Source organism: Orbaceae bacterium lpD04, from assembly GCA_036251935.1.
Taxonomy (GTDB): domain Bacteria; phylum Pseudomonadota; class Gammaproteobacteria; order Enterobacterales; family Orbaceae; genus Orbus; species Orbus wheelerorum.
On sequence record CP133967.1, the window covers coordinates 1,811,420 to 1,838,129 of the forward strand.

Sequence of the window (26,710 nt, forward strand, 5' to 3'; positions counted from 1 at the left end):
GCATTCTTATCTATTCTAATTAATACTATAGATTCAATTTTGAAATAACTTGTCAAATAAATGGTTGCGATTTTTAGCGATATCTTTGCATGCTTAAAACGATTAAATTTAAGACATTAATACTATTCTTAATCGTTAGTAATTTTATTTCCAACCGATTCTACGTATTTACGCAATATAAATTTTATTAATTATGGATAGCACAATAAAACACGCTGATATTAAACCATATAAATATAATTGCAATGTTTTTATTTTAAAGAAAACGTAAACGCTTTAAATACACTTAAAATATTATTTTCTTAATTTTAAAAAATTAAAACGTAGGATTTGTATTGAAATAAATAAGAAATGAGTGGGAGTTTAATAAAAATTTGATGGAATTTCACTCAAAACACCCACTAAATTTACTATAAATAAGTCGGTTAATTTATTAGAGAAAATTTAAATAACCATTTAACCAATAATGATAAAAAGCAGTTAATTAAAACCAATCGCATAATTATAAATAAGGAAATTGACACAACTTTAATTATTTAGATCGAGTAAGGTAGCTAAAAATAACGCTTTTTTGTCTATTATTTATGGCACGGATCACTGATAGCTGACGTTTACTGTTACTGTTGCATTGGCTGTACCAGGCTTAACGGCTTGCCCGATCGTTCGATAAAATGACCGCAATTTTATTGTATTAGTCCCAGCAACAGTCATCGATATTGGCACTACCGCCCTATTATAAACGACAGATATCCATCTTGAATCTTCAGCAAAGTAATGCATAACAACAACGATCCCCTCTGCCGTATCGTCAGTTTTATCTAAACCAATATAAAACTCGTTTCCAGCGTCATATTGATTGCCCGATAATTGGAGAGCAATTTTTTGTCCTGCAGGGCAATCAAAATCAAGGGTATAAGGAACTGCCGTGGATGTCCATGTCGCACCGGGTTTTACGTTAGCTGTATCTGAAACAAGCCACAATCCTAAATCATGAGTTTGATCTGCATTTTTAACATCACATGTTGCAACGCCAATACTGCCCGTAACATTAAACTCAAGTACATCACTTGCATAACTTGCCGAACTAAATATCAGCGCGCTAAGGAATGTTAAAATTAATCTTTTCATTTTAAACCTTATCCCCCCTTTAATTATAGGTAAACGTAAAATCAACAATCGCATTTGCCTCTCCGGAAGAAAACTCCGTGCTGGTTTTGATATATTTAAATTCGATCGGTAAATTAATCGTGCTATCTGAACTTAATGCCGATGGCGTCAAATTCAATTGCGTGGCTAATTTCTGTGCCGTCGATTGATTATTGAGAAAAACTTGCACACCAAATCCCTGAGCCGTTCTTGCACCTGACGGGTCTGTTAACGTAATAATATCACTATTATTGCTACTGTTATTCTTATCTGAAATCGTCAGCTTCGGCCAGCTCCCTGCCTGACACGCCATCGACAATGACTTCGTCGCTGAGCCAAAGTTGCGATTAACACCCAAACTGCGCACATCTGCCATAAGGTGCTGACCTAAATCAATATTAATTACCGATGAGACCTCTGGCCCAAAATAGCATGTCGGCGAATCTATCACCACTTGACCGCTTAAATAACTTCCCCCATGGCTGTCATTGCTTGCATCATCAGATTGGCACCAAACATCCGTCATGGTTTCTGCTTGCCCGAGCTCATAAGTACCGGGAATAAGTGGATCACCGGGGATAGTCACCAGTCCCCAGTACTTATCGCCCAAATCAACTTGCGCCGAGCTAACGCCTGTGGTTGCAATGGTTTTATATTCAGGCCCAATAACTTGCGCAAGGCTACTATTTGCCCCACCATCAAATGTGGCGCCAAGGCGCGCAACCACCCCAACACCCGATATATTGGTGCGCTGGATTTGATAGGTATACCCGCCGCTACTAAATGTGCCAGCAATACTCGGGCTACGCCATTTTGATGACACCGAGGTAAACCCGTTCTCCGCTGAACTTAACGAGCAAGCCTGACCACCTGATGGGGTGACTGATGCAAGTAAGGTCGGTGTCGGCGCATAAAACGCCGTCACTTGGGTTGTGATTGACGACGGATTAGAATCATATCCCACACCTGCGGCCGGCATCGGCACTGAAAAAACAGCCAAGAGGCTTAGTAATAACCGGTTCATTCGTTGCTTACGCTTTATCATAAATATTCCGTCCGTTATTGAGTGCACTGCGCGGTGATAAACTTAATTGAGTCTTCCCCTGCATTGTCGGGAAGCTGATAATTAACATGGCACACTTGTTCGGCCTTGTTACCCCATTTCGCAATTAATGAGCCGCTTTCTGGCATGCCACTTAAATACACTTCACCATTATCACCCACGATCCCATTGCTCTCGCCATCATTTAACGTAACGCTACTACCAAAAGGTAACGCTTTACCATTTAAGCTTAAGGTCATTAGCACCCGGTAACCAATGCGAGTATTCATTTTTGCTAGCACCACCGCTCCCCTTGTTGGAATAACCGTGACGCTATTATTGGTTATGTCCACATTTTCAGCCAATTCACTGGCATTTAATGTGATTTTGTTTTCGGCATAAGGCGTCAGATACGGCTTTATCGCATATCCCCAGTAATTGGTTTTTACCCCTTGGGTATTTTGTAAAGAGACGTCACTCGCCCCTGATGCCGCCACTAAAGCTATCGTATCACCTACCGTTTGTGACAATGTCACACCGTAAGGATGGGCGATCACCGCACCTTGCAGCCCATAATTAAAGCGTTGGCTATTTTGGGTGTACGCATACCCCATATTGGCATAACCATTGCTGCCTTGATAACCAATAGCGGCATTTCCCCCGGTGTAATGATTTTGCTGCACATAACTTTGTTGCACCGAGTAGGTTAAGTTATTATCCAAGGCATTGCCGCTAATGCCAGCTTGCGCCGTTGTCTTACCTTGACCTGCGTAACTCACACTTGAGGTTAAATAGTTGCGCGTTGAAAACCATTCGCCCAGCGGAATATTGATCCGGAAAGTCACTTGATGCGACGTGTTATTGTTTTTCGTTGAGTCGGTGTAACCATAAGATAAACCATAGGAAATACCATTTGAAACCAAGTTATAACCTGCCGTCACATTGCGATCTTTACCCGACGTGTGCCAGTAATCTTGTTGATAAGCATTCACATAGAAGCTGCCATAATTTGCGAGCGATTGGCTTAAGTTTATCTGATAACGTGAACGTCTATTTGCGTTACTACGGGCGTTAATATCGGTATTTTCATTCGCCTCCGAAAAATCATAAAACCCGGTCGACGAGTAACGATACGCATCTAAACTGATCGTCGAGTGCGTTTCTTGTAAGGTTTTTGAGTATTGAAGCCGATAGGCTTGCCCCGTTTGTTTATCTTGCTCAAAATCAAATTGGGTTGACGCGTATTTACCATCAAGTGAAATTGCCCCAAAATCACCTAAATTAAAGCCGACCCCCAGTGCGTAAGATTGATAATCACTTGATAATAACGTGCCGCCATAGACGGTGGTGTTCCAAGGTAAGCCGTATATTACCGTTCCTTCCATAAAATTAGGCGTTTTACCATTATCCGATTCTGTGCGGTACTTACCGGCCGTTGCCGAGTATTTAATGCTGCCTTCTCGCTGCATAATAGCAAGTGATGCAAAGGGCACCACAAACGATTGCGAACTGCCATTCTCCTCTTCAACCGTTACATCCAAATTGCCGCTATAAGACGTTGGGTACAAATCATTAAACGCAAATGGACCAGGAGAGACATACGTTTGATAAATGATAGCGCCATTTTGGCGGATCGTGACTTTTGCATTACCTTGTGCAAAGCCGCGCACAACCGGCGCAAATCCGCGTAAACTATACGGTAACATCCCCTCATCTGAGCTTAACTTAACCCCTTTAAATTGGAAACCGGTAAAAATATCGCCATTGGTGGTCACTTCCCCTAGCGAAAGTTGCGAGTTAAGCGGCTGAATATCTCGCTCTAAATAGGTATTAATGCTATTCCATTTACTGCGGTTATCGTTATGCTCGTAAGTCGAGTAGTTACGTAAGCGCCATGCACCAAGGTTAATGCCGCTACGTAAACTTAAAAATTGGTTATCTTGATAATCACTATTTTTATACCATGTTCTTGCACCCGTCACATCATAATTTAAAATAAAAGCAGGCATACCCTGATCAAATAAAGCTGGGTTGATATTGCCTCTGACATCGGCATTTAATGCAATTTGGGGAATACTGATTTTGAGAAGTTGCTGTGAAAAAATAAATTGGCTACTGGCAAACTCGATATAGTGATTAATACCCTCAAGTTTAGCGTCACTGCTTAACTCTTTTAAGCTGGGGATCACATTCGTTTTTACGCCCCACTCGGTTAACATCTGTTTGGTTAACACCGGCTCTAACTGTCCCTCATCGTTACGCACAAAATCAAGTTTTGTTACCCCAACGGCATTATCATTGACGATAACATTGACATTATATTCGCCCGGTAGCTGAGCGCCCGGCGTTGAAAACTGCGCTAAATTCTGTAGATCAGCAAGATCTATTCCATCAATATTGCTTAAGGCATTGGGATTAAAGTAATCTTTAGCATAAACTCGAGGCGAGTTAAACTCTATCACCGATATCGTTATCAGTAGTGTCATATAAGAGGCTAATTTATTAAGACTGTATTTATCCTGAAACACCATTCTCTCGCTTTTGAAATTATTGCTAAAAAGGCTGATTTATACCTAAAGATATAAAAAAGCCGATAAATTGGGTTAACTCAATCACGCTTAGCAACTGAGTTTAATTCGATTAATTGAGTTGTTGCGACTCGGCGGCAGTTACCCCACCAAAATCATTAATCACTTGCCACTTAACATGGTTATTGGTTGCTGCTGGCTTAATTTTCCATTTAGTCTCGCTAAATGGCGCAACAATACCGGGATTATCAATATTTTTATTATTAAACATAATGCTTGATAAGTTGATGTAATAAGCGGTCGAGTTTGTTGCAATCAATTGTTGCGTCGCTGCGTCAATGTTAAAGGCGAGCTTTTTATAGGCCGTACTTGCCTCAGGCCCCATCAAGCTACTTGGCCGATAAATAAGCTTAATTTGGGTATTCAGTGCGATCAGTAATGCGTCGGTGGCATCAGGGTTTGACGGCGGGATCGCTTTTACATTTAACCAAAATAAGGACTCTTTATCTTTGGGTAGATGATTTTTCGCTAAAACAACCCTTAACGCATTAGATGAAAGGCCATCTAACCGAAAAAGAGGCGGCGTAACAATAAATTCAGGGGATTTTTTGCCCTCTACACTGACCCAAGATTGAATCAAATAGGATGTTTTATCAGGATTTGAGACCGTAATAACCGCCTCATTTTTATTACCATTAAAAATGAGGCGTGTACCGCTAAGCATAATACCCGCATATGAGTTCAACGATAAAAACGTACAACACAATATCAAAAACGAAACAATACCTTTAATATTCATATAAAACACTCCTACCGTGTTAATCATCTTTAAGCGAAAGCACCATGCTAGCTTTCATGAATTGTTAATTTAGTAATCGATTAACTATATGTAACATTCATGGTAACGGTTGCTGGAGCATCCGCGCCAGTTATTGCTACATCACCAATTTTTACGTAACGAGCATAAAAATTAATAGCTCCGCTACCATCAGTAATATCAATTGTAGTTGGTGTGTTTGCTGCAATATAATTACCTGCAGTTGTTGAGGTATTAATCCCAACACCAACCGCTGTCTTATTATCATTAGTACTAAGATCAAAAAGTGTTGATGTAGTTTGAGTACCAGCAAAAGCAATTTCAGCACCTGTAATTCCACCACAGTTAGTGAAATTTATGGCAAAAGGCACCGCAGCTGTTGACTCTGCATCGGCTTTAATTTCAGCAACGGGATGCATTCCTAGATCTAAGCTCACCGTACCATTTGAAGTAACATCACTGTTATTTAAATTAACACTGCAAGTAGTACTTTGGAATAATCCCGTAAAGTTAATCGTTGCACTATCAGTTAAAGCCGCTGCATTAGCCATACCACTATAGCTAATTGCAGCTAGAATTGACGATATCAATACTATTTTTTTACATTTCATTATTTTATTTTCCATTTAATTAACACATTTTAGCGTGTCGGTTGCTTTATTTGTCGACTAATGACAAATAACTGCGAGATATTAAATGATATAAATATTTTTACAACGTTTATACGTGTAATTAAATGTAAAATAATTGTAATTATATTGTTTTAAAACGAAAATTCGCATTATTCCAGAGCAAATACGATTAAGTAGGTGAAAATTTTTTGTTATTTTAAATAGAGTGTCGAATTGATTTTCTAAATATCGCTAGTGAGTTGAAATATAAAATAATTCTTTAAATCTAACTTTTTTAGTTAACAAGTTAGATTTAAAGAATCATAAAACAATTAAATTAAATTAATATGTAACTCGGCTTCTGTTGCCGTAATAATTTCGTTGAGGCTATATTCAGTATTAATTTCAATTAATGATAAGCCCGATGCAGTGACTTCAATAACGCCCATTTCAGTAATAATTAAATTAACAGCATTAACAGCAGTTAATGGTAATGAACACTGTTTTAGTATTTTAATTACACCTTTAGAAGTATGCTCCATTGCGACAATTACTTTTTTGGCACCGGTGACTAAATCCATTGCCCCCCCCATTCCTGGTACCATTTTGCCGGGGATCAGATAATTTGCAATATTACCTTTTTCATCAACTTGTAATGCACCTAATACTGAAATATCGACATGGCCTCCGCGAATAATACCAAATGATGTCGCACTATCAAAAAAGCATCCGCCAGGTAAAATAGTTACCAGCTGACCACCTGCATTAACAATCGTTTCATCAATTTCATCATTTTGTGGTGTAGGGCCTAATCCTGTAAAGCCATTTTCTGATTGCAATGTAATGTCAATATCATCAGGTAAAAAATTAGCTACCCGAGTAGGTAAGCCAATGCCTAAGTTAACAATATCACCATCTTTTAACTCTTTAGCAACTCGCTTTGCAATATAGTTTTGTATTTGTTCTTTATCCATCATAAGTTCGCTCCGCTATCTACGATATAATCAATAAATAGTCCTGGCGTCATAATATAATTAGGATCAAGTTCTCCTATACCAACAACCTCACCAGCTTCTACAATCGTTATATTTGCCGCTGTTGCCATCATATTATTGAAATTATTCATAGAGCCTTTGTAAATTAAGTTTCCGGCTTTATCAGCTTTTGTAGCAAAAATTAGTGCAACATCAGCTTTTATCGGCTTTTCAAGTAAATATTCTTTATCATCTAAAGTGATCTTTTGTTTCCCTTCTTCAACTAAGGTGCCTATCCCCGTTGGCGTTAAAAAACCACCTAAACCATAGCCTGCGCACCGAATTGATTCAATTAATGTACCTTGAGGAATGAGCACAACCTCAGTTTCACCAGTGCTCATTTGCCGCCCTGTTTCTTTGTTTAATCCAATATGTGAGGCAATGATTTTGCTAAATTTTTTGAGTAGTACTAGCTTACCGACACCTTTATGCGGCAATCCGGTATCATTACAAATTAATGTGAGGTTTTTAATATTTGTTGTACAAAGGTAATCAATTAATTTTTCAGGGGATCCATTCGCCATAAATCCTCCCACCATAACAGTTGCACCATCTTTAATGTGTGATAATGCTTTTTCAATACTGGTAACTTTATTCATTATTTTCACCATGGCTTTCTAGATTAGAAACAATCATCGCGATCCCCTGTCCACCACCAATACATAAGGTGACTAATCCCGTTTTAGCTCGGCGTTTTCTCATTTCATAAATGAGTGAGACTAAAACACGAGCACCACTTGCGCCAATTGGATGACCTAACGCAATGGCGCCGCCATTAACATTCATTTTATCATGAGGGATCTCAAGGCTATTTTTAACGGCTAAAGCTTGAGCTGCAAATGCCTCATTTGCTTCAAAAAGGTCAATGTCGTTGATGGTTAACTTGGCTTTTTTTAATGCTTTAAGGCACGCGGGAATTGGGCCAGTTCCCATGATCTCGGGCGCAACGCCGACTGAGGCATAAGACGTTATTGTTACTAATGATTTCAACCCTAATTGTTTGGCTTTTTTACTACTCATTAATATCAAAATTGCGGCGCCATCATTAATGCCTGATGCATTGCCCGCAGTTACTGTTCCATCTTTTTTAAAAGCCGGTTTTAAATTTGCTAGTTTATCAAGAGTTATACCAAATTTAGGGTATTCATCATTATGAATAACCTCAATCTCACCGTTACGCTTAGGTATAGTAATTGTTACGATTTCATCTTTAAAACGCCCTGATTTAATGGCGATGTCTGCTTTTTGCTGACTTTCAAATGCAAGTTGGTCTTGCTGCTTGCGCGTGATCGTATATTTGTTAGCGATATTTTCAGCAGTAATGCCCATATGCTCGTGATTAAATGCATCTGTTAACCCATCTTTAATCATTGTATCGACAATTTGACCATTTCCCATCCTTAAGCCAAATCGGGTATTTTCGATAATATACGCCGATTGACTCATGCTTTCAGTGCCGCCTGCAATAATTATCTCAGCATCACCAGCGGCAATCGCTTGGGCCGCTAACTGTACTGCTTTTAACCCTGAACCACACACTTTATTGATAGTAAAACTCGGCACTTCATTGGGTATACCTGATAAGATCGTAACTTGCCTTGCAACATTTTGACCTAGGCCTGCTTGTAATACATTACCAATAATCACTTCATCAACGTCTTTTGGATCTAACGAAATCCTCTCCATCGCATCTTTAACTGCGATAACTGCTAAATCTACCGCGCAAATATTTTTAAAAGCACCACCAAAACTACCAATTGGTGTTCTAACTGCTGAAACAATTACGACATCGTTCATCAATAAGTCCTTTTGTTACCCATCAAAATTTAATCACATGCTAAGTGATGGTTTTTTTCTTGTCTAAGTCTTGTTTTTTATAGTAGCTATAAGATAGAGTTATAGATAATATAAAACGACCTGTTATTATGCGTTTAAGATCAGAGTTTTCGTCACCATCAATGATTCTTTCATCAATGTTATAACTAATGCTATAGGTATTGATTATGGACTTAAGACATTTGCATTATTTTGTTGTGGTGGTTAAATCTAACTTTAACCTTTCATTGGCAGCTAAAAAACTTTATATATCACAGCCAGCATTAAGCCAATTAATTAAGTCATTTGAGGATAGTGAAAATATTGAGTTATTTGAGCGTTCTAAAGGCAGATTACAAGGGCTCACATCTGTAGGTGAGGTATTTTATGACAATGCAAAAAAAATATTATTACAATACGATAATATGTTAACTGAAATTCGTGAAGGCTCCGCAAAGTTAAAAGGTAAAGTAAGAATTGGGATCCCGCCATTAATTTTAGGTGTCGTTTTTGCTGATGTTATTGCTCAACTTATTATTCATCATCCTGATATTGAGTTTGAAATTATCGAAAAAGGCGCTTATGAATTGAGTAAACGGTTTATGGTTGATGAGTTAGATTTTGCTATTTTACTTGATCCTACGCATATCGATCCTGACATTATCGATGAACACTTGTTGCAACAAGATGAGTTAAGTGCATTTATGAATAACCAGCACTCACTGGCGATAAAAAATAAACTCGATTGGCCTGACTTACATAATCAACTTATGGCAATTTTGGATCCCTCATTTATTATTCAACACAAGCTACAAAAACAGTTTGACGCCTATAATATTAAACCTAAAATTTCAGCTATGTCATCATCGTGGGATTTTTTAATGTTAGTCGCGAAGGATTCCGATTTTATTACTGTTTTACCCTCTCCTGTGCGTCATTTCTATTTAGACAAAAATATTATTGAAAAGCGTTTTACTGATCCTATCTCTTGGAACGTTCTATTATGTCGCCCAAAAAGATCACGTTATAATCGAATAAATCAGTATGTTTTTGATTATATTTTAAACTATTTTAATGATACTAAAACGAAAACAGCATAATCGTATATGCTGTTTTATTGAATAAAGATAATGAGTTGAAAACTTATTCTATCTTATTTTATCCTCAGTTATTACTCTCAATATTTTGTACTTTATTTAAGGTGTAATTTAATTTGCTGTCGATAGGGTTACCATCTATATCATAAGCGGTAACATATCCTTCGCCAACAAAGAAAGTAAGTATTGCGCCATCTTCAGGTAAGTAAATTAATGGTTTAGTTGGGTTCCAAGTAAATTTACCAACCGTACCTTGTCGCATAGATGTTAATTTACCTTTTTTGTAAGTTCTTTCTAATTTGAACGTATCATCACTATTTAAAGTTAATGATGTCTCTATCCCTTCACAATCAGCGCAAGGGAAAACGCCCTGATAAACGCCAGACCAGTCAAGCGAAATTTTAGCGATATTTTCAGGAGAGTGCTTGTTTGTGGTTGAACACGCAGCAAGTAATATAACAGCAAAAACAATAGCTAATTTTTTCATATAAACCCCAATTATCAATGATTAAAGATCACCTATGGCCAATTAACCAAATTTGATTAACGGCGCATTTGTTATGTTCAATTATTACCGTTCATAGCGATAAAAGCAAACAATAAGCAAAATATAACTAATTAATTATTTAGTAGAATATTCTTTAACTTTATTTGAACGATTAACTATTTTAAAGGCGATATTGCAAACAGAAAATAATGTTTAGTTTTTCTGCTCATTATTATTCTTTAATGCAGTTTTAGATGTAATAGATCGGTAGACAAAATAGAAAGCGAATAACGCAATTGCGAGAAAAACAAATCCAAATAATTCAAGGCGTATAAATGAAGTGACGGCGGCGCAAAAAAAACCAAAGCCTAGCAAAATAAATATAATAAAATTAATTTGATGTAATGGGCTATCTGTTTCGTTTTTATCCATGATAAATGTGCTCCTGTTTATCTAATTGATAGCATTATAAATAGATCTAAGTTTTATATCGAATAGATAATACAATTAATCATGAAATTTTTATGAATTTAAAGATAGGATTGTTATAGACAATCATTCTCATTTTCATTATCATTTTCGCTGATTATTACTTACCTAAAAAAACTATTGTGTTAATTGCCGATGAAATTTCGTATGCAGTAGGTGAAAAGCAAATTCTTTTCCCAACATCTGCAAAATTTGAACAAGGTCAGTTATATGGCATTATTGGCCATAATGGCTCTGGCAAATCAACTTTCGTAAAACTCCTTGCTAAGCAGCAAGCTTGTTCGACGGGCCATATACTTGTCGATAATGTAGCGATAAATCAATACCAAACAAAAAAACTCGCACGAAAAATTAGCTATTTACCTCAATATTTACCTGCTGACATTCATCTTACGGTCGCTGAATTAGTTAAATTAGGTCGCTTCCCGTGGAAAGGCTCATTAAAGCGTTTTAATGATGAAGATAATAAAATTATTCGGCAAGCGTTAAAGCAAACACAAACGCTAATCTATCAAAATCAGTTCTTGCAGTTTCTATCTGGTGGAGAAAGGCAACGCGTCTGGCTGGCAATGTGCCTTGCTCAGCAATCTCAGTATTTGATTTTAGATGAACCGTTATCAGCGCTTGATATTCATCACCAAATTGAGGTGATGAAATTGCTACAAAATCTAGCACATCAGCATAATATTGCAATTATTGTGGTTATACATGATATCAATCTTGCAAGTGAATTTTGTGATTCAATTTTAGCCTTTAAACGTGGCAAACTCATTTATAACCAAGCTGCACAAGCATTTATTAAGCAATCAACGCTTCTTGATATCTATGATGTTAATTTTACGATTATTGATCACCCTATTCGTCATCATCCTGTAGCTTTACCATGATACTTAAATCCATGATAACAAAAATAGTCGCTTATTTAGCTGCAACACTGCTAATGTGCTGTAGTTATATAGCATGTGCTAATATTATCAATAATCCATCACAACATGCGGGTGTAAACCAGCAGATAATCACAACAGACTGGTCAATTGCAGAAACATTACTAATGCTTAATGCGCCAGTCGTTGGGATCGGCGATGTAGTACAATATAATAATTGGGTAGTAATGCCTAATATTCCAAATAATGTCATTGACTTAGGTTTGCGGGCGCAGCCAAATATGGAAGCCTTAATTAATGCCAATGCAAATACGTTGATTAATTCAAGTTGGTTTCAAAAAATTTTGCCACCGGAGTTAATTAACGATCGATATACGTTGTATGCAATTGATTTTTATAATAATGATGGCCTTTCTTGGCAAAATACCATCGAACAAACCCTAAAGTTAGGTGAAATAACCAAGCGCGAGGATCAAGCTAATGCGTTAATTGCAAACGTTGAAGCATCAATAGATAAAAATGGGTTACGAATTAGTGAATTTAAAGATCGCCCCATTGCAATGGTACAATTTATTGATTCAAGGCATCTGCGTATTTATGGTAACAATAGTTTATATGGCGTTGTGTTAAATAAATTGCATTTGCATAATGCTTGGCAAAAACCAACCAATGGCTGGGGATTTATGCAAATATCACTACTTGATTTAGCAAACTTACCACCGAATACGTTATTGATAGTTATTGCCCCTTATCCAACGAATATCGCCGAAAAACTAAATCATAACCAGATCTGGTTACAATTACCGTTTATAAATCATCAAAATTATCGAGTTATACCCGCAGTTTGGGCATTCGGCGCTTTACCATCCATGCAGCGATTTAGTGATTTATTGACCGACTCATTATTAAATCCAAAACCTTATTCTTGGCGTAAATAATAAGAGGCGACTATGAAAAAATCGATGCAATGTTTATTATGTCTGTTACTTATAAGCCTACTTACTTTTACTGCTTGTTATTTTTCGTTTATTGCGCAATATAATTTATATCAAGCACAAGTTTCACCTGATCTACTAATAACTATTGTTTTTGACTCACTATTACCTCGTATTGCCATGGCTATTTTAGTTGGCGGAGCATTAAGTCTTAGCTCGCTATTATTACAGCAAATAACTCATAATCCACTCGCATCAGATACTACATTAAGTATTAGTAGTGGCGCTTATTTATTGCTACTTGTTGTGACGCTATTTGTGCCCTCTATTTTGTACTGGATAGATCCTTCGTTAATTGCCCTTGTTGGTGCCCTTCTTGCGTTATTTATTGTGCTAGCGCTTTCTTATCGACAACAGTTTTTATCAACACGGATGTTACTTGCTGGCTTAGTTTTGAATCTTTATCTTGGTGCGATTGCAGCGATTATGGTTATTTTTAATCCAGAGTCTTCACAAGCACTATTTCAATGGGAGGCTGGCTCACTAATTCAAGATAGCTGGCAAGATGTTATTAAACTTTCAATTGTCAGTATTGTTTGCCTTAGCTTATTTTTAACGCTAAGTCGGTCATTACAAATAATGCAACTATCTGATGATCAAGCCAGTAGCTTAGGCGTAAGTGTTAAGTGGATCAGATTAATTATATTGATGAGTTTATGTTATTTGTGTGCAACAGCGATTAGTTTAGTTGGCATGATTGGTTTTATTGGTTTAGCGAGCGCGACAATTGTGAATCAGTTCCAATTAATGTCGATAAAGTTGCGCTTATTTGTAACTTATCTAATTGGCGCATTACTATTATTGTTAACCGATAGTGTGCTTATCTTACTTCAACAATATACTGATTTTTATCTTCCTGTTGGGGCAACGACTGCCTTTATTGGCACGCCATTACTTCTGTATTTGATTTTTAGTGTTTTACCAAGTCAATTACAGGCAAATGAGCCTAACTCAGGATCTTTACCTTATAATGTAGCCAAAAAATATAGATGGCTATTTATCATCAGTGCGCTATTTATTTTACTATTAATAGTGAGTTTTTTTGTCAGTAATTCATCGCATGGGTTAGTATTATTAGATGACGACCGTGTACTATTGCAGCTTAAATTACCACGTATCTTAACCGCAATTTGCAGCGGTGCAATGCTGAGTTTATGTGGCATGGTTTTACAGCGTTTAACCCACAACCCGATGGCTAGCCCCGAATTATTAGGGATAAGCTCAGGTTCTGCAATTTTTGTTATTACCGCTTTTTTATTTTTTAATATTAGCTATCAATTCTTATGGTTATTTGCATTATCGGGCGCCATTGTGACGTTCTTATTTATTGCCTTAATCAATTACCGTAACCAATTTCAGCCAGACAAAGTTATTTTAACCGGCGTTGCAATTTCCGCCTTATTAACTGCCCTATTAAGGCTATTTTTAACTAATGGTGATCCTAGAGCGCAGTATTTACTGATTTGGTTATCCGGATCAACTTATGCAAGCGAGTTGACGCCAACCTTAATTTACGCGCTAATTGGCTTAGTTTGCTTAATGATTTTGTGGCTAGCACATCGAATTTTAACCTTATTTTTATTACCTGCAACGATTGCGCGTTCATTAGGTTTATCAGTATTTAATGCTCGAATAGGGCTAATTATGCTAACCACTTTGTTAATTACGCTAGCAACGTTACAAATTGGCCCACTTAGTTTTATTGGTTTACTTGCACCATTGATGGCAAGGTTACTTGGTTTTAGCGAAACTCGTTGGCAAATGATCATATCAATGCTCATTGGTAGCGGGCTTATGATGATAGCAGATTGGATTGGGCGCAGTATTGCTTATCCCTACGAAATCCCAGCGGGGCTTATCGCAAGTTTAATCGGTGGAACCTGTTTTTTAGGCTTGATGAGAAAGTTATAGCAATATAATAATCTACTCAGCAAAGCTGTTTATAGTTAATATTTAGTCGGAGATTTTTATGCGTCAAAACTCATCAATGATATTTAAACGTACAATTATTGCAAATGGTTTACTGCTTGCTTTAACGTCCCCTGTTTACGGTAATACAGACAATAACGATAAAAAGAATGATGAACTTGAAGTAATTACGGTTATTGGATCTGTTGCTAAATCTGGCGAAATGCGCTTTTATGACCCGCAATCAGTTGATAGCGTAACGCAAGATACTATCGCGCAGCACAATTTTGAAAAAGTCGATCAGGCTCTATCTTATACTTCAGGTGCCTTACAAGGCTACTATGGTAATGATAGCAAAACTAATTGGTTAAAAATGAGAGGGCTTGATGTTTCCTATACCTTTAATGGCTCACCAGTAATTAGTACTGGCTACTTTGGTGAAACTGCTGATATTTATGGTGTTGAGCAAGTTGAAGTGGTAAAAGGAGCGAACTCATTTTTATATGGTGCAAGTAAACCTGGTGGCACCGTTAATTTAATATCAAAACGCCCGACCGATCATCCGCAAGGTCAAATTCAAACCTACTTTGGAAGCGATCATAACCGAGGCGTTGCAGGTGATTATAGCGGCGTTTTAACCGATGATAATCGCGTTCGTTATCGAGTAATTGGAACCTATCGTGATCGTGATGGTCAACAAGATTATACCAATTACAAAAGCTATTACCTTGCTCCATCATTAATTTGGGATATAGATAATCAAACCGCCATTACATTTTTAGCCTCGATACAAAAAACGCATGGAACGCCTGAAAATGGATTTTTCCCTACTTATGGTACGCTAATTGGCACGCCAATGGGAAAAATAGATAAGAATACGTTTTTTGGTGAGCCAGGCTATAACTATTATAGTAAAGATAACCAATCACTAGGCTATGAGTTTAAGCATATTTTTGATAATGATTGGACGTTTAGCCAAAATTATCGTTATGGACATGAAAAAGTTGATATTAAAGGTGTGTTTGCAGGCTCATTTGATAAAGTAATAGCTAAGCTCTCTCGTAGTTCGTTTGGTCAAAAAGGTTCAGTTGATAGCCATACTATTGATAACCGTTTAACTAAGGCCTTTAACTTGGGTAACTGGGTAGACACGTTGTTAGTTGGATTTGAATATCAGCATACTAAAATGTCTGGACAAGATTATAATGGCACTGCAAGCTCGGTTGATCTCTATCACCCTACTTATGGTTATAAACCGAGTGAACCTTATACGCCATTCTTACTTAAAGCTCAAGAATATGGGGTGTACCTACAAAATCAACTAATTTATGATACAAGCTTAATTTTAAGCCAAGGGATCCGTTATAATAAAATAAAAAATGACGGTTACTGGAGCGGTTCTGATTTTAATCGTGACTATAATCATACAACATTTAATCTTGGTGCGATGTATGTATTTGATAATGATATTTCGCCTTATATTAGTTATTCAGAATCATTTACGCCTGTTTATGGCTATAGTGATAGTCAAAGAACACTTTATAAGCCTTATTCAGCTAAGCAATGGGAAGTTGGCGTAAAATACGCCCCTGATTGGTTAAATGGTGAAATGACATTCGATTATTTTCATATAAAAGCGCAAAATGGCTTTACCCCAGATGGTACAGGACAAGCGGCACAAACCCTCGAAACGCGTAGCGACGGTGTTGAGCTGCAACTAAAAACCCAATTAACGGAGCAAATTAATTGGAATATTGCTTATACTTATACCAATGCTAAAACAGATCTGAGTCCAACAAAAGCCGTACAATCACCAATGATCCCTAAACACAGCATTGCAACGTGGATTGATTATAAATTCACTCAAGGCCTCTTTGACGGTTTAACTATTGGTAGTGGTATTCGTTATGTTGGTAAAACAAAAGATGAAGCAATTTTACCAGCAGGTACCGTTGTGCCAAGTTATACCGTGTGGGATGCAATGATAAGGTATGACATTACTCGTGATTTAAATCTACAGCTTAATGCGGCTAATTTAACCAATAAGACCTATATTGCAAGTTGTAACTATTGGTGTTTTTATGGTGCAGAGCGTAATGTTACGGCAACATTAAGCTATAATTTTTAAGATAAGATTTTTATAATCGAATGAGTCTTTAAAAAAATTTATTGGTACTTAAATAAATTTATACATTATTCAAGTACCTTTGCTAAATTTCTTACCCTATCATTTTTCGTTAAATTTTTGTTGTAATCATATATTATAATGTAAAAATGAAGATGAATTAACATGAAAGGACTAAAATTGGCTATATTTTATTACAACAGTCAATAAATGGTTAAAATTCATTGACTGAATTAATTTGCTTTATATAATACATGGCGTCTTCATAGCATTATCTCTATTATTGTCTCCTTAGCTCAGTTGGATAGAGCAACGGCCTTCTAAGCCGTAGGTCACAGGTTCGAATCCTGTAGGGGACACCATTTAACTTCGTCTACTCATTCAAACAACACTTATATTTTATATTGCACTGGATTCGAACCTTAGGTTCGACACAAATTTTTATGGAAAAAATTTGAACAATGCTTTAGCGTTGACCCAAAGGGTGAGCGATAGGATGTCGCGAATAATCCTGTAGGGGACACCATTTAACTTCGTCTATTCATTCAAACAACACTTATATTTTATATTGCACTGGATTCGAACCTTAGGTTCGACACAAATTTTTATGGAAAAAATTTGAACAATGCTTTAGCGTTGACCCCAAAGGGTGAGCGATAGGATGTCGCGAATAATCCTGTAGGGGACACCATTTAATTTCGTCCACTCATTCAAACAACACTTATATTCTATGTTGCACTGGATTCGAACCTTGGGTTCGACACAAATTTTTATGGAAAAAATTTGAACAATGCTTTAGCGTTGACCCCAAAGGGTGAGCGATAGGATGTCGCGAATAATCCTGTAGGGGGCACCATTAATACTGCCTAATTAAGTCTCCCCTACTTTATATACCCTATCGAATTTTATGTTAATTTATTCATTAAAAATTTTCTGCACAAACTCAATATATGATGGTCGCCAGACATCCATTTCATGGCCTAGTCCTGGGTACTCAATATAATCAAAATGAATCCCTTTTGTTTGTAATTCAGATTTTAAAAGAGAAACGTCTTCGCCGGTGATCGAATCACTGCTACCCACTGTAACGGTAAAATTACGTAAACGATTGTTAATGTCGTTAGGTGTATCTAATTTTGTTTGTACACCTTTATTAGGAACCGTAGCAGTTGATACACCGCTAAAAGTTGCAACCCAGGCAAAAAGATCAAGATTATTAATCCCCGAATATAAAGCTTGGTATCCACCTTGCGATAAACCAGCTATAGCGCGGCCATTAGCATCATCACGAACATTATATCGCTGACTCATCATCGGGATAATGTCGGTGATTAATTCATCATTTGCTAATTTAGCATTTAGCGGAAAGAATTCTTTTCGTCTATCTTTAGGTGGAAAATTTTCAGGTATTGCCTCTGGAGTATCAGTCTCTGTATCAGGGATCACAATAATCATCGGTTTTATTTTACCTTCAGCCAGAAGATTATCCATAATTTGTGGAATTCTGCCCTGCTCGATAGCAGAAAGCCCCGTATCACCAAAGCCATGATAAAAATAAAGAACTGGCAATTTTTTAGTGATATTTGTATCTTCGGGCGGCGTCCATACATATATTTTTCGCTCTGATTTCAGCGCCTTTGAATGATATGTGATAGCCTTTAAGTCGCCATGTGCAACTGCGTTATCATCTAGTAGGCTACCTGGAACCAATATCAAGCTTGTATTGACTTGCCGTTGAGGTTTTTGAAAGCGGCTACCGGTGTCTATTGAGCGAAAACCATCAATATTAAAATAATACTCATACAAATTAGGAGCCATAACGTTGCTTGTCCATGACCAAGTACCGCTCGAATCTTTTGTCATTTTATTTGCAACTAAACTTTCTGGCGTTGCTCCGGTTATTACAGTGACACTTTTAGCTGTAGGGGCAAATAAACGAAATGTGATACTTCGATCTTTATTTACATTGGTTATAAAATTATTTACAGATTTAGATGAATCCGGTTCAAATGGAAGTTCTGAAGCGATTATTGGCATTTGTGGCACTAAAAAAAAGATTATTGATAAACAAACAGGTTTTATTTTCATTATTAATTACCTCATAAGATGACGTTAGACTTCATTTAAAATAACGGCTACACAATAATAATTTTATATATAAAGTATAAGTAACATTAAATAATTTCAGAATTCGATTAATGTCATTAAATTTAAGTAATAATTTAATTAGTAAAAAAGTAACATCACTGTTGTATTTTGATTCTACGTTTTGTTTTTCTATTTTTCAATATTGCACTTTATTTTATGAGCTCACTAAATAATGTGCGTTTAATTAGGACAACCTGCTTGTGAGTAATCATTAAAATAAACTTAAATAAAATCAGATAATTAATCACAATAAAATCAACGTCAGTATTTTTATGTATAAACAACAAATTAAGATCAATAAAAATACTAAAATAGTTTTTTTTACAACCATTAATTAGTACTATTTCTGCAAAATTATTAAATATTAAATATTTTTATGCTCATTTACATCTTTAAGTTAATGTTTTTCAATATCTTTTCGATTAATTAAACGAATTTCACGTGACTTTACCTTAAAAAGTTTTGCGATTTGCTAAAAAAGGATATATACTCCGCGCAGTAAGTGATATTCCGATATGGTTTTACTTACTTTATGATGAAAATTTTATAAAAAAATAAGGATCCAATATGAAAAAGTTAGTTTTATCTGCACTTGTTGCTAGCGCATTTTTATCTTCAACTGCATTTGCAGCTGATCCAGTTCCAGAGTTAAAAGTTAATGGTGGTCAAATCACTTTTAATGGTGAAATCATTGATGGAGCTTGTAGTATCGAAGCTGGTGACAACGATAAAGTTGTTAAATTACCATCTGTTAAAGCATCAACATTTACTGCGGCAAATCAAGTAGCTAACGCTAAAACTGAATTTACTATTACTTTAAAAGACTGTAGCATCGAAACTTACAAAACTGTAGGTGTGACATTTAGTGGTCAAAATGATACAACTAACTCAGCATACTTAGGTAACAATAACCCAGGTGCTGGCGCAGCTAAAAATGTAGCATTACAACTTTATGGACAAGATGGTGATAAAATCACTTTAGGTACAAAAGAAGCTGGTGCAAAAACTATGGTTACTGGTACTAACGTACTTCGTTATTCTGTTGACTACGTTTCAACTTCAGTAGGCGTTACTTCTGGACCTGTTACCTCTACTGCTGATTTCCAATTAAATTATAACTAATTATAATTGAGTCATCTGTAATATGTAAAAAACATTACCTTCTTTTTTTGAAGGTAATGTTTATTGTATAACAAGCTCTTAATTGAGCTTGCACTTCTAGTAAATGGTGTTGTTATGTTAAAAAAATTTATCGCTGTATTTCTATCTATTTTTTTATGTCAAGTTGCTTATGCAGGTGGTGTATCACTAGGAGCGACAAGAATTATCTATCCTATTAGTGCAAATCAAGTAACACTTAAAGTTTATAACTCCGATGAAAAACGAAATTACCTTGTTCAGTCTTGGGTTACTAACAGTGTAGATAAAAAAACCAATGATTTTATTATCACGCCGCCATTATTTGTAATCAAAGCTGATACCAATAACGTACTTAGAGTCGTTTTTACTGGCAATAAAGATAATTTACCAAAAGACAGAGAATCATTATTCTACCTTTACTCAAAAGTAATACCGTCAACCGCTGATTTAAATAGTAATCAAAGTGCATTACTTATTTCTACCACATCAAAAATTAAATTATTTATGCGCCCTAGTAATTTAACTGTTGAAGAGGCGATGGAATCTTATAAAAAATTGAAATGCAGTTATCAAAATAATCAAATAAAAATTGAAAACCCAACACCTTTTTATATGAATCTCGTAACGTTAAGAGTTAACAATAAAGAAGTATCAAATGCAGTAATGATCCCGCCAATGGACTCAGCACAAGTTAAAACGACAGAAAAAGGGAATGCATTAATTTTTAATATGATTAGTGATTATGGTGCACAAATAAAAGATAATTCTTGTGCGTTATAAGTATGAAACCTCGCAATAACCACTATTGTAACTATTTTTAGTTAAATATTGGTTATTGCCAATAGCATAATAATAAAACCGTTAAAAAAGTAATAATATACCGACAAAAATAACAAAAATACAATAAATAGTATTAATACATAATATAATAATAAATTAGTAATAATAGTAATAATAATTAATTAAAGATGATGAAAAAATATGTCAACAATAAAAAAGATTTTAGTTGTAACGGCTTGTTTCCAGTCAGGCATATCTTTTGCTCAGGATTATTTTAACCCTTTATTTCTAGGCTCGGATATTGCATCTATTGCTGACTTAACTTATTTAAACCAAGGGAATGAATTTACTCCTGGTGATTATTTTTTAGATTTATATGTTGGTGAAACTTTTATACAAAATATATCCATAAAATTTTATCAAGATACCAATACTCAAAAAGTATTACCTTGTCTTACAAAAGAGATTATTCAGTCTCTCCCCTTTAATAAGGTCGCACTTAAAAAACTAGATATAGAAAATAAATCAGCTGATGAATGTATTAATATTTCGTCAAGCCTACCTAATAGTAGTTATAAGGTAGATTTAACTACGTCCTCATTAAGACTATCAATTCCACAAATCTTTTTGTCTGCCTCTTATTCAACCTTAGCACCTGAAAAAGATTGGGATGATGGTATTACAAGCTATTTAATGAATTATAATTTTTCAGGTTCTTATTCTAAAAATAAAGATAGCAGTGACTATCAATCTTATTTTCTAAATATTAATAATAAAATCAATTTAGGGCCATGGCGCCTTTATGGCAGTGGATATTGGAGTGAAAATAAGTCGGGTTCAAATAGTGAAAATGAATTTCGGACTAATAGTATCTTTTTATCTAGAGCGATTACGCCAATAAAAAGTAATTTAATTATAGGGCAAACTTCCCTAGGTTCAAATTTATTTGATTCATTATCTTATGTTGGTATTGGTTTATCACGTGCCGGTGATATGCTTGCTGACAGTGAAAAAGGCTATTCACCGCCTATTCGTGGTATTGTTGATTCGCGCTCTAAAATTACCATTAGGCAAAATGGTTCAATCATTTATCAAACTTACGTAGACCCGGGTCCTTATAACATTACTGACTTAAACCCAGTTGGTTCAAGTGGTGACTATGAAGTTGAGGTGACCGCCGCGAATGGAATATCAACAACGTACACCGTGCCCTATGCAACGGTATCTAACTTACTAACAGATGGTAATTTTGACTACTCCTTTGCGATTGGGAAATTAGACAATAATCAAACATTTGACAGGGGCTTTATTCAAGGCTCGTTCACCTATGGTTTACCAAAGGGGACTACCGCTTATATGGGTGCCCAATTATCATCTAAATATAAAGCCTTTGGTTTTGGTTTAGCTCATGATTTTGGTTATTTTGGAGCAATGTCAATTGATATAATTTCATCACAAGCTCATCTTGATGATGATACTTACGAATCAGGGCAATCATATCGATTACTTTATTCTAAAAACTTTTTAACGTCTGGAACGAGTTTCCAATTAATGGGTTATCGCTACTCAACTGCCGGTTATTATTCTTTCGCGGAAGCCTCTTCAAAAAGCACGTCTTTTGATAGTGTAACAGGGCAATATATCAATCGTTACTTATATGGTAGACGAAAAAATACTTTCCAAGTTAATTTTTCCCAAAATTTAGGAAATTATGGGCAAGTGTATGTGTGGGGAACAAAAACTGATTATTGGGGCGCAGCTAGTAGTACCAACTTGCAATTTGGTTGGAGTAAAACCTTTGATATATTAAATGGCTTGTCATTAAATGCGACATATAACAACTATAAATACGCTAATCAAAAAAATAACTCTATCTATTTATCATTAAGCATGCCGCTATCAAGTCGATCAAATAGTTACACCATGTATGCGTCCAATAGCACTACTTATAATACATCAAGTCATGATGTTAATAACAATACCAATTTATATGGTAATGCATTTGATAATAAACTTAGTTATGGAGTTAGCGAAAGTTTGTCTAATCATGGCGGGTCTGGTACAACTAATGTTAATGCAGCCTATTCAGCTGATGTTGCTAAATTAAATATCGGCGCATCACAAACATCTGATACTACACAAGTAAATTATGGTATATCGGGTAGTATGCTTGCCCATAGTGGTGGTGTTGTTTTCTCAAGAGAAATCAATGATACCGCGGTTTTAGTCGAAGCGAAAGGCGCTGCTGGTGCAAGAATTACTCGCTCAGGTGATAACATTGTCATTGGTAAAGATGGTTATGCTTTGGTTCCTTATATTCAGCCATATCGTTATAATGAAGTGGAATTAGATCCAGGAACATTCTCAGATTCTTTTGATATTCAAAACAAAGTTTTAAAAACAGTGCCAACACAAGGGGCTATTACCAAGGTTACTTTTGAGGTATTAAATGGATATAATTTCCTTATAACTTTAGACTATCAAGGTAAACAAATACCATTTGGTGCATTAGTTACAAACGTTACAAATAAATCTACGTCTATCACTAATGATGATGGTACGGTATTTCTAACTGGCGTAGAAGATAATGCATCATTTAATATCCAATTGGATAAAAATACAACTTGCTCATTTAAAGTCAATTATGGTGATAATTTCATTCCTAATATGATTAATAAACGAACAATATCATGCTTATAATAAAGGTAATATAAAATGGCAAAAAAATATTTAGTAGATCTTATGCCCGTTTTAATTATATTTAGTTTTTCATCTTATGCTACCGATACAGAAGTCACGATAAACGGTAAAGTCGTTACCCAAACCTGTAACGTCATCGTAAAAGATAAAGAAAAAAATGTATATTTTGATGACTTTAATCAGACTGATTTCAAAAAAATCGGCGACGTGAGTGCGTCTCAAGCGGTGACTGTGGGTTTAGAAGGCTGTTCACAATCAATAGATCATATTACTTATCAATTTACGGGTCAAGAAGACTCTGATAACCCTGATTTACTTAAAGTTATTGGCGGAAATCCAAATACAGGCCTTGTAAAGGTAGCAGAAGGATTAGCGGTAGAGATCCTTGATTCAAAGAATAGCCAAATTAAGCTTGGTCAGTCGTATGTACTTACCAATGTTGTATTTAAAGATGAAACAAACTATGATTTTAATTTCTTCCTAAGGTATAAGTCGACAAAAGAGTTAGTCACGGTAGGTGATGCATCAGCCGTGGTTTATTTGGATTTTAATTATGATTAAATATATTTTATATTTTACTTCTTTTTGCATGCTTTCAATCTCTTATCATTTAGCTGCGCAAGTGCCTATATATATAATTGCTAAAGTAGTTGAAAAATCATGTACTATTATCAATAACGATATTACTGTTGATATGAGTATAGCAAATGGTAAAGGCACCGTGCTTGGGGAGCCTTTTCAGCGTACCCCATTCTCGATTGTCCTTAAGGACTGCCCATTAGGCACGGATAACGCACATGTCAGATTAACTACCACGAATAGTACATCAAGTTATATTGAAAATCAGGTCGCTGAGGGAAATGCGACTGGTTATTCTATTGTGGTATATAATTCACTAAATCAACCATTAGATATGCAAGATAATTGGAGTGACTTTAAAATTGATTCAGAGAATGCACAAACTAACTTAAATTTTAGTGCAGCATTTATTAAAACGAGTAATGATGCATCAGCCGGTAAATTTAATGGCATTGCATCATTTGAAATTGTTTATGACTAGATTATTCATAATGATAACGGTGCTATTATCATTTTATAGCATCGCTGGCGTGACCGTTTTAGGTACGCGTTTTATTGTTAACGATAAGACAAAGCATCTCAATATTCGTTTACAAAATGATGATGAAGGTGATTTTTTGATTAAAACAAGTATTACTTGTAACACTAATGACGAGTTTATTGTTTCACCGCCACTTTTTATTTTACCTAAAAATACCAAAAATATTGTTACTATAATTCCGTCAAAGATAGAAAAGAATAATCAAGATCATCTTTGTAAATTGTCAATTGCAACAATACCTAAGTCGCCGATGATGAGCAATAGCACAGTATCACTCGCAATAAGATCAAACTTACATTTAATTTATAGGCATGAGCCATTAAAAAATGTAAATTTTGACAAGCTAAAATTAATTAAAAAAGCGAATAATCAATTTTATTTAGAAAATAGTACTGATTTTGTGCTATCGTTAATGATTAGTTTAACTAAAGATAACCGTTCATTTATTAAGAAAACTATTTCACCAAATGAACTCATGCCAATATCAATTTGTCAAAATTCACAATGTAATTTATGGATATCGATTATTGATGATGATGAGTCTATTATACAAACAATAAATCGTTCAACTTTATAACCTTATTTTATTGGTATTATTATGAAAAAAATCACCTATAGTCTTGCCATATCATTACTATTAAGCTCTTTTGTTGCTAGTGCCGATGGGCCGCTTATAATTAAAGAAGACAACAAAATAATTCGTTCTATTAACGATACATTGTATTATACCGGCGCAGCAGATGCACAACTATATCAATCATTGGTTTATAATTCAGGCTCCAATGCACACTATTTATGTAATGCAACCGCTACAGACTTCTCATATGATTTGGGAAGGATTGAAATGATCCCTAGAGTAACTTACTCAAACATGTCTTTTAGTAGCGGCGTTGGGTGGGGGATGCTTTATTTATTTGAAACTAATATACCTGCTTATAAAATTGCACCTTGGTATTCAACAAGTAATTTTAATGGCGGAGAAAATATGCCTTCAACAGGTATTAAGCAAGCCAGTATTTATTATCAAACAACAACCGTTTGGCAAGGCAACATGCCCGATGCTCAGCGTAAAATGACAAATAACACATCAACAACAGGCGGAGTAAGGGTCGACCACGGATTTTATATTTATAAAGGCACAGATCGCGTTCCCGCTGGTGATGAAAAGCTATATCCTGTGCCAAATGAAACTCTTTTAATGGACTATAACTGCCGTGACACTAAAGATCACATAAGAGAAATAAATCATATAATAATGACGCCACTAAACACAAATCGGGTAGTAACAAGCTGTGTACCTGATAAAAAAACGGATATTGTTAAGATGGAACCGATATCCCTTGCAGATTTAGAAGCGGCTAAGACCAGTGGTAGCACTGTTGGAACGGTTAGCCAAGGGTTCTCATTAAAATGCGACCCAAACGTTCAAGTCTGGCTTTCCTTAGTTGATTTAACCGATCAAACAAATGTTTCATATATATCTAAATTGACTGCTGATTCTACCGCTAAAGGGGTTGGCTATAGTGTAAGCTTTAGTTCAAAAAAATTACGTTTTGGCCCCGATATTTCAGCAGCGTTCCCTTCTGGTGATACGACGGTAGATAGAGCGCTGATAAAAACGACAAGTGCTTATGGTTCGAGTATTCCGTTAATATATTCATTAAACTTTAGTTATGCACCAACCGGTGAAGAAATATCGAAAGGAACAGCAAACTCGCTAATAGGAATTACATATTCTTATCAATAATAATTACTATAATAAAATAAAAAGCCTCACAATTGTGAGGCTTTTTATTTCTGCAAAAACTATTGATTTAACGATTAAAATTTCATCATATCTTTAG

At 35.6% G+C, this 26,710-nt stretch carries 23 protein-coding genes and 1 tRNA gene; 13 read left to right on the top strand and 11 right to left on the bottom strand.

Translation table 11 applies throughout. From position 1 onward, the window contains the following. Positions 1-594: 594 nt before the first annotated feature. From RHO14_08145 to RHO14_08180, 8 genes are all read right to left on the bottom strand, one after another. A complete protein-coding gene (locus RHO14_08145) occupies positions 595-1,128 on the bottom strand; it encodes a fimbrial protein (GenBank protein ID WVD70325.1) in 534 nt (177 codons plus the stop codon). A 19-nt stretch (positions 1,129-1,147) separates the two neighbouring features. Further along, entirely contained in the window at positions 1,148-2,191 is a 1,044-nt protein-coding gene (locus tag RHO14_08150) for a fimbrial protein (protein WVD70326.1), read from the bottom strand. A gap of 14 nt (positions 2,192-2,205) precedes the next feature. Then, on the bottom strand, positions 2,206-4,719 hold the full coding sequence (locus RHO14_08155; protein ID WVD70327.1) for a fimbria/pilus outer membrane usher protein: 2,514 nt from the start codon (positions 4,717-4,719) through the stop codon (positions 2,206-2,208). Positions 4,720-4,828: 109 nt separating this feature from the next. Next, on the bottom strand, positions 4,829-5,515 hold the full coding sequence (locus RHO14_08160; GenBank protein WVD70328.1) for a molecular chaperone: 687 nt from the start codon (positions 5,513-5,515) through the stop codon (positions 4,829-4,831). An 80-nt stretch (positions 5,516-5,595) separates the two neighbouring features. Next, a complete protein-coding gene (locus RHO14_08165) occupies positions 5,596-6,144 on the bottom strand; it encodes a fimbrial protein (protein WVD70329.1) in 549 nt (182 codons plus the stop codon). Positions 6,145-6,476: 332 nt separating this feature from the next. Then, on the bottom strand, positions 6,477-7,121 hold the full coding sequence (locus RHO14_08170; GenBank protein ID WVD70330.1) for a 3-oxoacid CoA-transferase subunit B: 645 nt from the start codon (positions 7,119-7,121) through the stop codon (positions 6,477-6,479). Next, positions 7,118-7,777, bottom strand: coding sequence for a CoA transferase subunit A (locus RHO14_08175; GenBank protein ID WVD70331.1), 660 nt, complete (start codon positions 7,775-7,777; stop codon positions 7,118-7,120). Before RHO14_08175 ends, RHO14_08170 begins: the two co-directional genes overlap by 4 nt. Next, positions 7,770-8,975 (bottom strand): acetyl-CoA C-acetyltransferase, encoded by a 1,206-nt coding sequence (locus tag RHO14_08180; protein ID WVD70332.1) that lies wholly within the window; start codon positions 8,973-8,975, stop codon positions 7,770-7,772. The genes RHO14_08175 and RHO14_08180 overlap by 8 nt, the downstream gene beginning before the upstream one ends. A 206-nt stretch (positions 8,976-9,181) precedes the next feature. Here RHO14_08180 and RHO14_08185 point away from each other — a divergent pair, with 206 nt between their 5' ends. Next, the gene (locus RHO14_08185) at positions 9,182-10,093 is read left to right on the top strand and encodes a LysR family transcriptional regulator (protein WVD70333.1); all 912 of its coding nucleotides are present in this window, start codon (positions 9,182-9,184) and stop codon (positions 10,091-10,093) included. Positions 10,094-10,157: 64 nt separating this feature from the next. On the opposite strand, the gene RHO14_08190 is transcribed toward RHO14_08185, so the two are convergent. Next, complete coding sequence (locus tag RHO14_08190; GenBank protein WVD70334.1) at positions 10,158-10,577, bottom strand: copper resistance protein NlpE; 420 nt, start codon at positions 10,575-10,577, stop codon at positions 10,158-10,160. 213 nt (positions 10,578-10,790) lie between these two features. After that, positions 10,791-11,009, bottom strand: a complete 219-nt coding sequence (locus RHO14_08195; protein ID WVD70335.1) for a hypothetical protein — start codon at positions 11,007-11,009, stop codon at positions 10,791-10,793. Positions 11,010-11,188: 179 nt separating this feature from the next. Here RHO14_08195 and RHO14_08200 point away from each other — a divergent pair, with 179 nt between their 5' ends. The 5 genes from RHO14_08200 to RHO14_08220 all read left to right on the top strand — a co-directional run bounded on the left by RHO14_08200 (position 11,189) and on the right by RHO14_08220 (position 17,340). Continuing rightward, positions 11,189-11,953 (top strand): ABC transporter ATP-binding protein, encoded by a 765-nt coding sequence (locus RHO14_08200; GenBank protein WVD70336.1) that lies wholly within the window; start codon positions 11,189-11,191, stop codon positions 11,951-11,953. An 11-nt stretch (positions 11,954-11,964) separates the two neighbouring features. Next, positions 11,965-12,888: an iron-siderophore ABC transporter substrate-binding protein gene (locus RHO14_08205; protein ID WVD70337.1), complete on the top strand. Its 924-nt coding sequence runs from the start codon at positions 11,965-11,967 to the stop codon at positions 12,886-12,888. Positions 12,889-12,900: 12 nt separating this feature from the next. Then, positions 12,901-14,856 (top strand): Fe(3+)-hydroxamate ABC transporter permease FhuB, encoded by a 1,956-nt coding sequence (gene fhuB, locus RHO14_08210; protein ID WVD70338.1) that lies wholly within the window; start codon positions 12,901-12,903, stop codon positions 14,854-14,856. 58 nt (positions 14,857-14,914) lie between these two features. After that, complete coding sequence (locus RHO14_08215) at positions 14,915-16,981, top strand: TonB-dependent siderophore receptor (protein ID WVD70339.1); 2,067 nt, start codon at positions 14,915-14,917, stop codon at positions 16,979-16,981. A 282-nt stretch (positions 16,982-17,263) separates the two neighbouring features. Beyond that, positions 17,264-17,340 (top strand) — tRNA-Arg (locus RHO14_08220). Between the two features lie 553 nt (positions 17,341-17,893). On the opposite strand, the gene RHO14_08225 is transcribed toward RHO14_08220, so the two are convergent. Next, positions 17,894-19,066, bottom strand: coding sequence for an alpha/beta hydrolase-fold protein (locus RHO14_08225; protein WVD70340.1), 1,173 nt, complete (start codon positions 19,064-19,066; stop codon positions 17,894-17,896). Between the two features lie 627 nt (positions 19,067-19,693). On the opposite strand from RHO14_08225, the gene RHO14_08230 reads away from it, so the two are divergent. The 7 genes from RHO14_08230 to RHO14_08260 all read left to right on the top strand — a co-directional run bounded on the left by RHO14_08230 (position 19,694) and on the right by RHO14_08260 (position 26,613). Further along, positions 19,694-20,248: a fimbrial protein gene (locus tag RHO14_08230; GenBank protein WVD70341.1), complete on the top strand. Its 555-nt coding sequence runs from the start codon at positions 19,694-19,696 to the stop codon at positions 20,246-20,248. Positions 20,249-20,362: 114 nt separating this feature from the next. Further along, positions 20,363-21,046, top strand: coding sequence for a fimbria/pilus periplasmic chaperone (locus RHO14_08235; GenBank protein WVD70342.1), 684 nt, complete (start codon positions 20,363-20,365; stop codon positions 21,044-21,046). Between the two features lie 201 nt (positions 21,047-21,247). Continuing rightward, entirely contained in the window at positions 21,248-23,746 is a 2,499-nt protein-coding gene (locus RHO14_08240) for a fimbria/pilus outer membrane usher protein (GenBank protein WVD70343.1), read from the top strand. A gap of 15 nt (positions 23,747-23,761) precedes the next feature. After that, complete coding sequence (locus RHO14_08245; GenBank protein WVD70344.1) at positions 23,762-24,307, top strand: fimbrial protein; 546 nt, start codon at positions 23,762-23,764, stop codon at positions 24,305-24,307. After that, complete coding sequence (locus tag RHO14_08250; protein ID WVD70345.1) at positions 24,300-24,806, top strand: fimbrial protein; 507 nt, start codon at positions 24,300-24,302, stop codon at positions 24,804-24,806. The genes RHO14_08245 and RHO14_08250 overlap by 8 nt, the downstream gene beginning before the upstream one ends. Beyond that, positions 24,799-25,443 carry a fimbria/pilus periplasmic chaperone gene (locus RHO14_08255; protein ID WVD70346.1) on the top strand — a complete coding sequence of 215 codons (645 nt, stop codon included), beginning with the start codon at positions 24,799-24,801 and terminating at the stop codon, positions 25,441-25,443. Before RHO14_08250 ends, RHO14_08255 begins: the two co-directional genes overlap by 8 nt. Before the next feature lie 21 nt (positions 25,444-25,464). After that, positions 25,465-26,613, top strand: coding sequence for a hypothetical protein (locus RHO14_08260; GenBank protein ID WVD70347.1), 1,149 nt, complete (start codon positions 25,465-25,467; stop codon positions 26,611-26,613). Positions 26,614-26,710: the final 97 nt, after the last annotated feature.

Coding starts and splice junctions, on each gene's coding strand:
- RHO14_08145 (WVD70325.1), bottom strand. CDS start 1,128: ATGAAAAGATTAATTTTAACATTCCTTAGCGCGCTGATATTTAGTTCG.
- RHO14_08150 (WVD70326.1), bottom strand. CDS start 2,191: ATGATAAAGCGTAAGCAACGAATGAACCGGTTATTACTAAGCCTCTTG.
- RHO14_08155 (WVD70327.1), bottom strand. CDS start 4,719: ATGGTGTTTCAGGATAAATACAGTCTTAATAAATTAGCCTCTTATATG.
- RHO14_08160 (WVD70328.1), bottom strand. CDS start 5,515: ATGAATATTAAAGGTATTGTTTCGTTTTTGATATTGTGTTGTACGTTT.
- RHO14_08165 (WVD70329.1), bottom strand. CDS start 6,144: ATGAAATGTAAAAAAATAGTATTGATATCGTCAATTCTAGCTGCAATT.
- RHO14_08170 (WVD70330.1), bottom strand. CDS start 7,121: ATGATGGATAAAGAACAAATACAAAACTATATTGCAAAGCGAGTTGCT.
- RHO14_08175 (WVD70331.1), bottom strand. CDS start 7,777: ATGAATAAAGTTACCAGTATTGAAAAAGCATTATCACACATTAAAGAT.
- RHO14_08180 (WVD70332.1), bottom strand. CDS start 8,975: ATGAACGATGTCGTAATTGTTTCAGCAGTTAGAACACCAATTGGTAGT.
- RHO14_08185 (WVD70333.1), top strand. CDS start 9,182: ATGGACTTAAGACATTTGCATTATTTTGTTGTGGTGGTTAAATCTAAC.
- RHO14_08190 (WVD70334.1), bottom strand. CDS start 10,577: ATGAAAAAATTAGCTATTGTTTTTGCTGTTATATTACTTGCTGCGTGT.
- RHO14_08195 (WVD70335.1), bottom strand. CDS start 11,009: ATGGATAAAAACGAAACAGATAGCCCATTACATCAAATTAATTTTATT.
- RHO14_08205 (WVD70337.1), top strand. CDS start 11,965: ATGATAACAAAAATAGTCGCTTATTTAGCTGCAACACTGCTAATGTGC.
- fhuB (WVD70338.1), top strand. CDS start 12,901: ATGAAAAAATCGATGCAATGTTTATTATGTCTGTTACTTATAAGCCTA.
- RHO14_08215 (WVD70339.1), top strand. CDS start 14,915: ATGCGTCAAAACTCATCAATGATATTTAAACGTACAATTATTGCAAAT.
- RHO14_08225 (WVD70340.1), bottom strand. CDS start 19,066: ATGAAAATAAAACCTGTTTGTTTATCAATAATCTTTTTTTTAGTGCCA.
- RHO14_08230 (WVD70341.1), top strand. CDS start 19,694: ATGAAAAAGTTAGTTTTATCTGCACTTGTTGCTAGCGCATTTTTATCT.
- RHO14_08235 (WVD70342.1), top strand. CDS start 20,363: ATGTTAAAAAAATTTATCGCTGTATTTCTATCTATTTTTTTATGTCAA.
- RHO14_08240 (WVD70343.1), top strand. CDS start 21,248: ATGTCAACAATAAAAAAGATTTTAGTTGTAACGGCTTGTTTCCAGTCA.
- RHO14_08245 (WVD70344.1), top strand. CDS start 23,762: ATGGCAAAAAAATATTTAGTAGATCTTATGCCCGTTTTAATTATATTT.
- RHO14_08250 (WVD70345.1), top strand. CDS start 24,300: ATGATTAAATATATTTTATATTTTACTTCTTTTTGCATGCTTTCAATC.
- RHO14_08255 (WVD70346.1), top strand. CDS start 24,799: ATGACTAGATTATTCATAATGATAACGGTGCTATTATCATTTTATAGC.
- RHO14_08260 (WVD70347.1), top strand. CDS start 25,465: ATGAAAAAAATCACCTATAGTCTTGCCATATCATTACTATTAAGCTCT.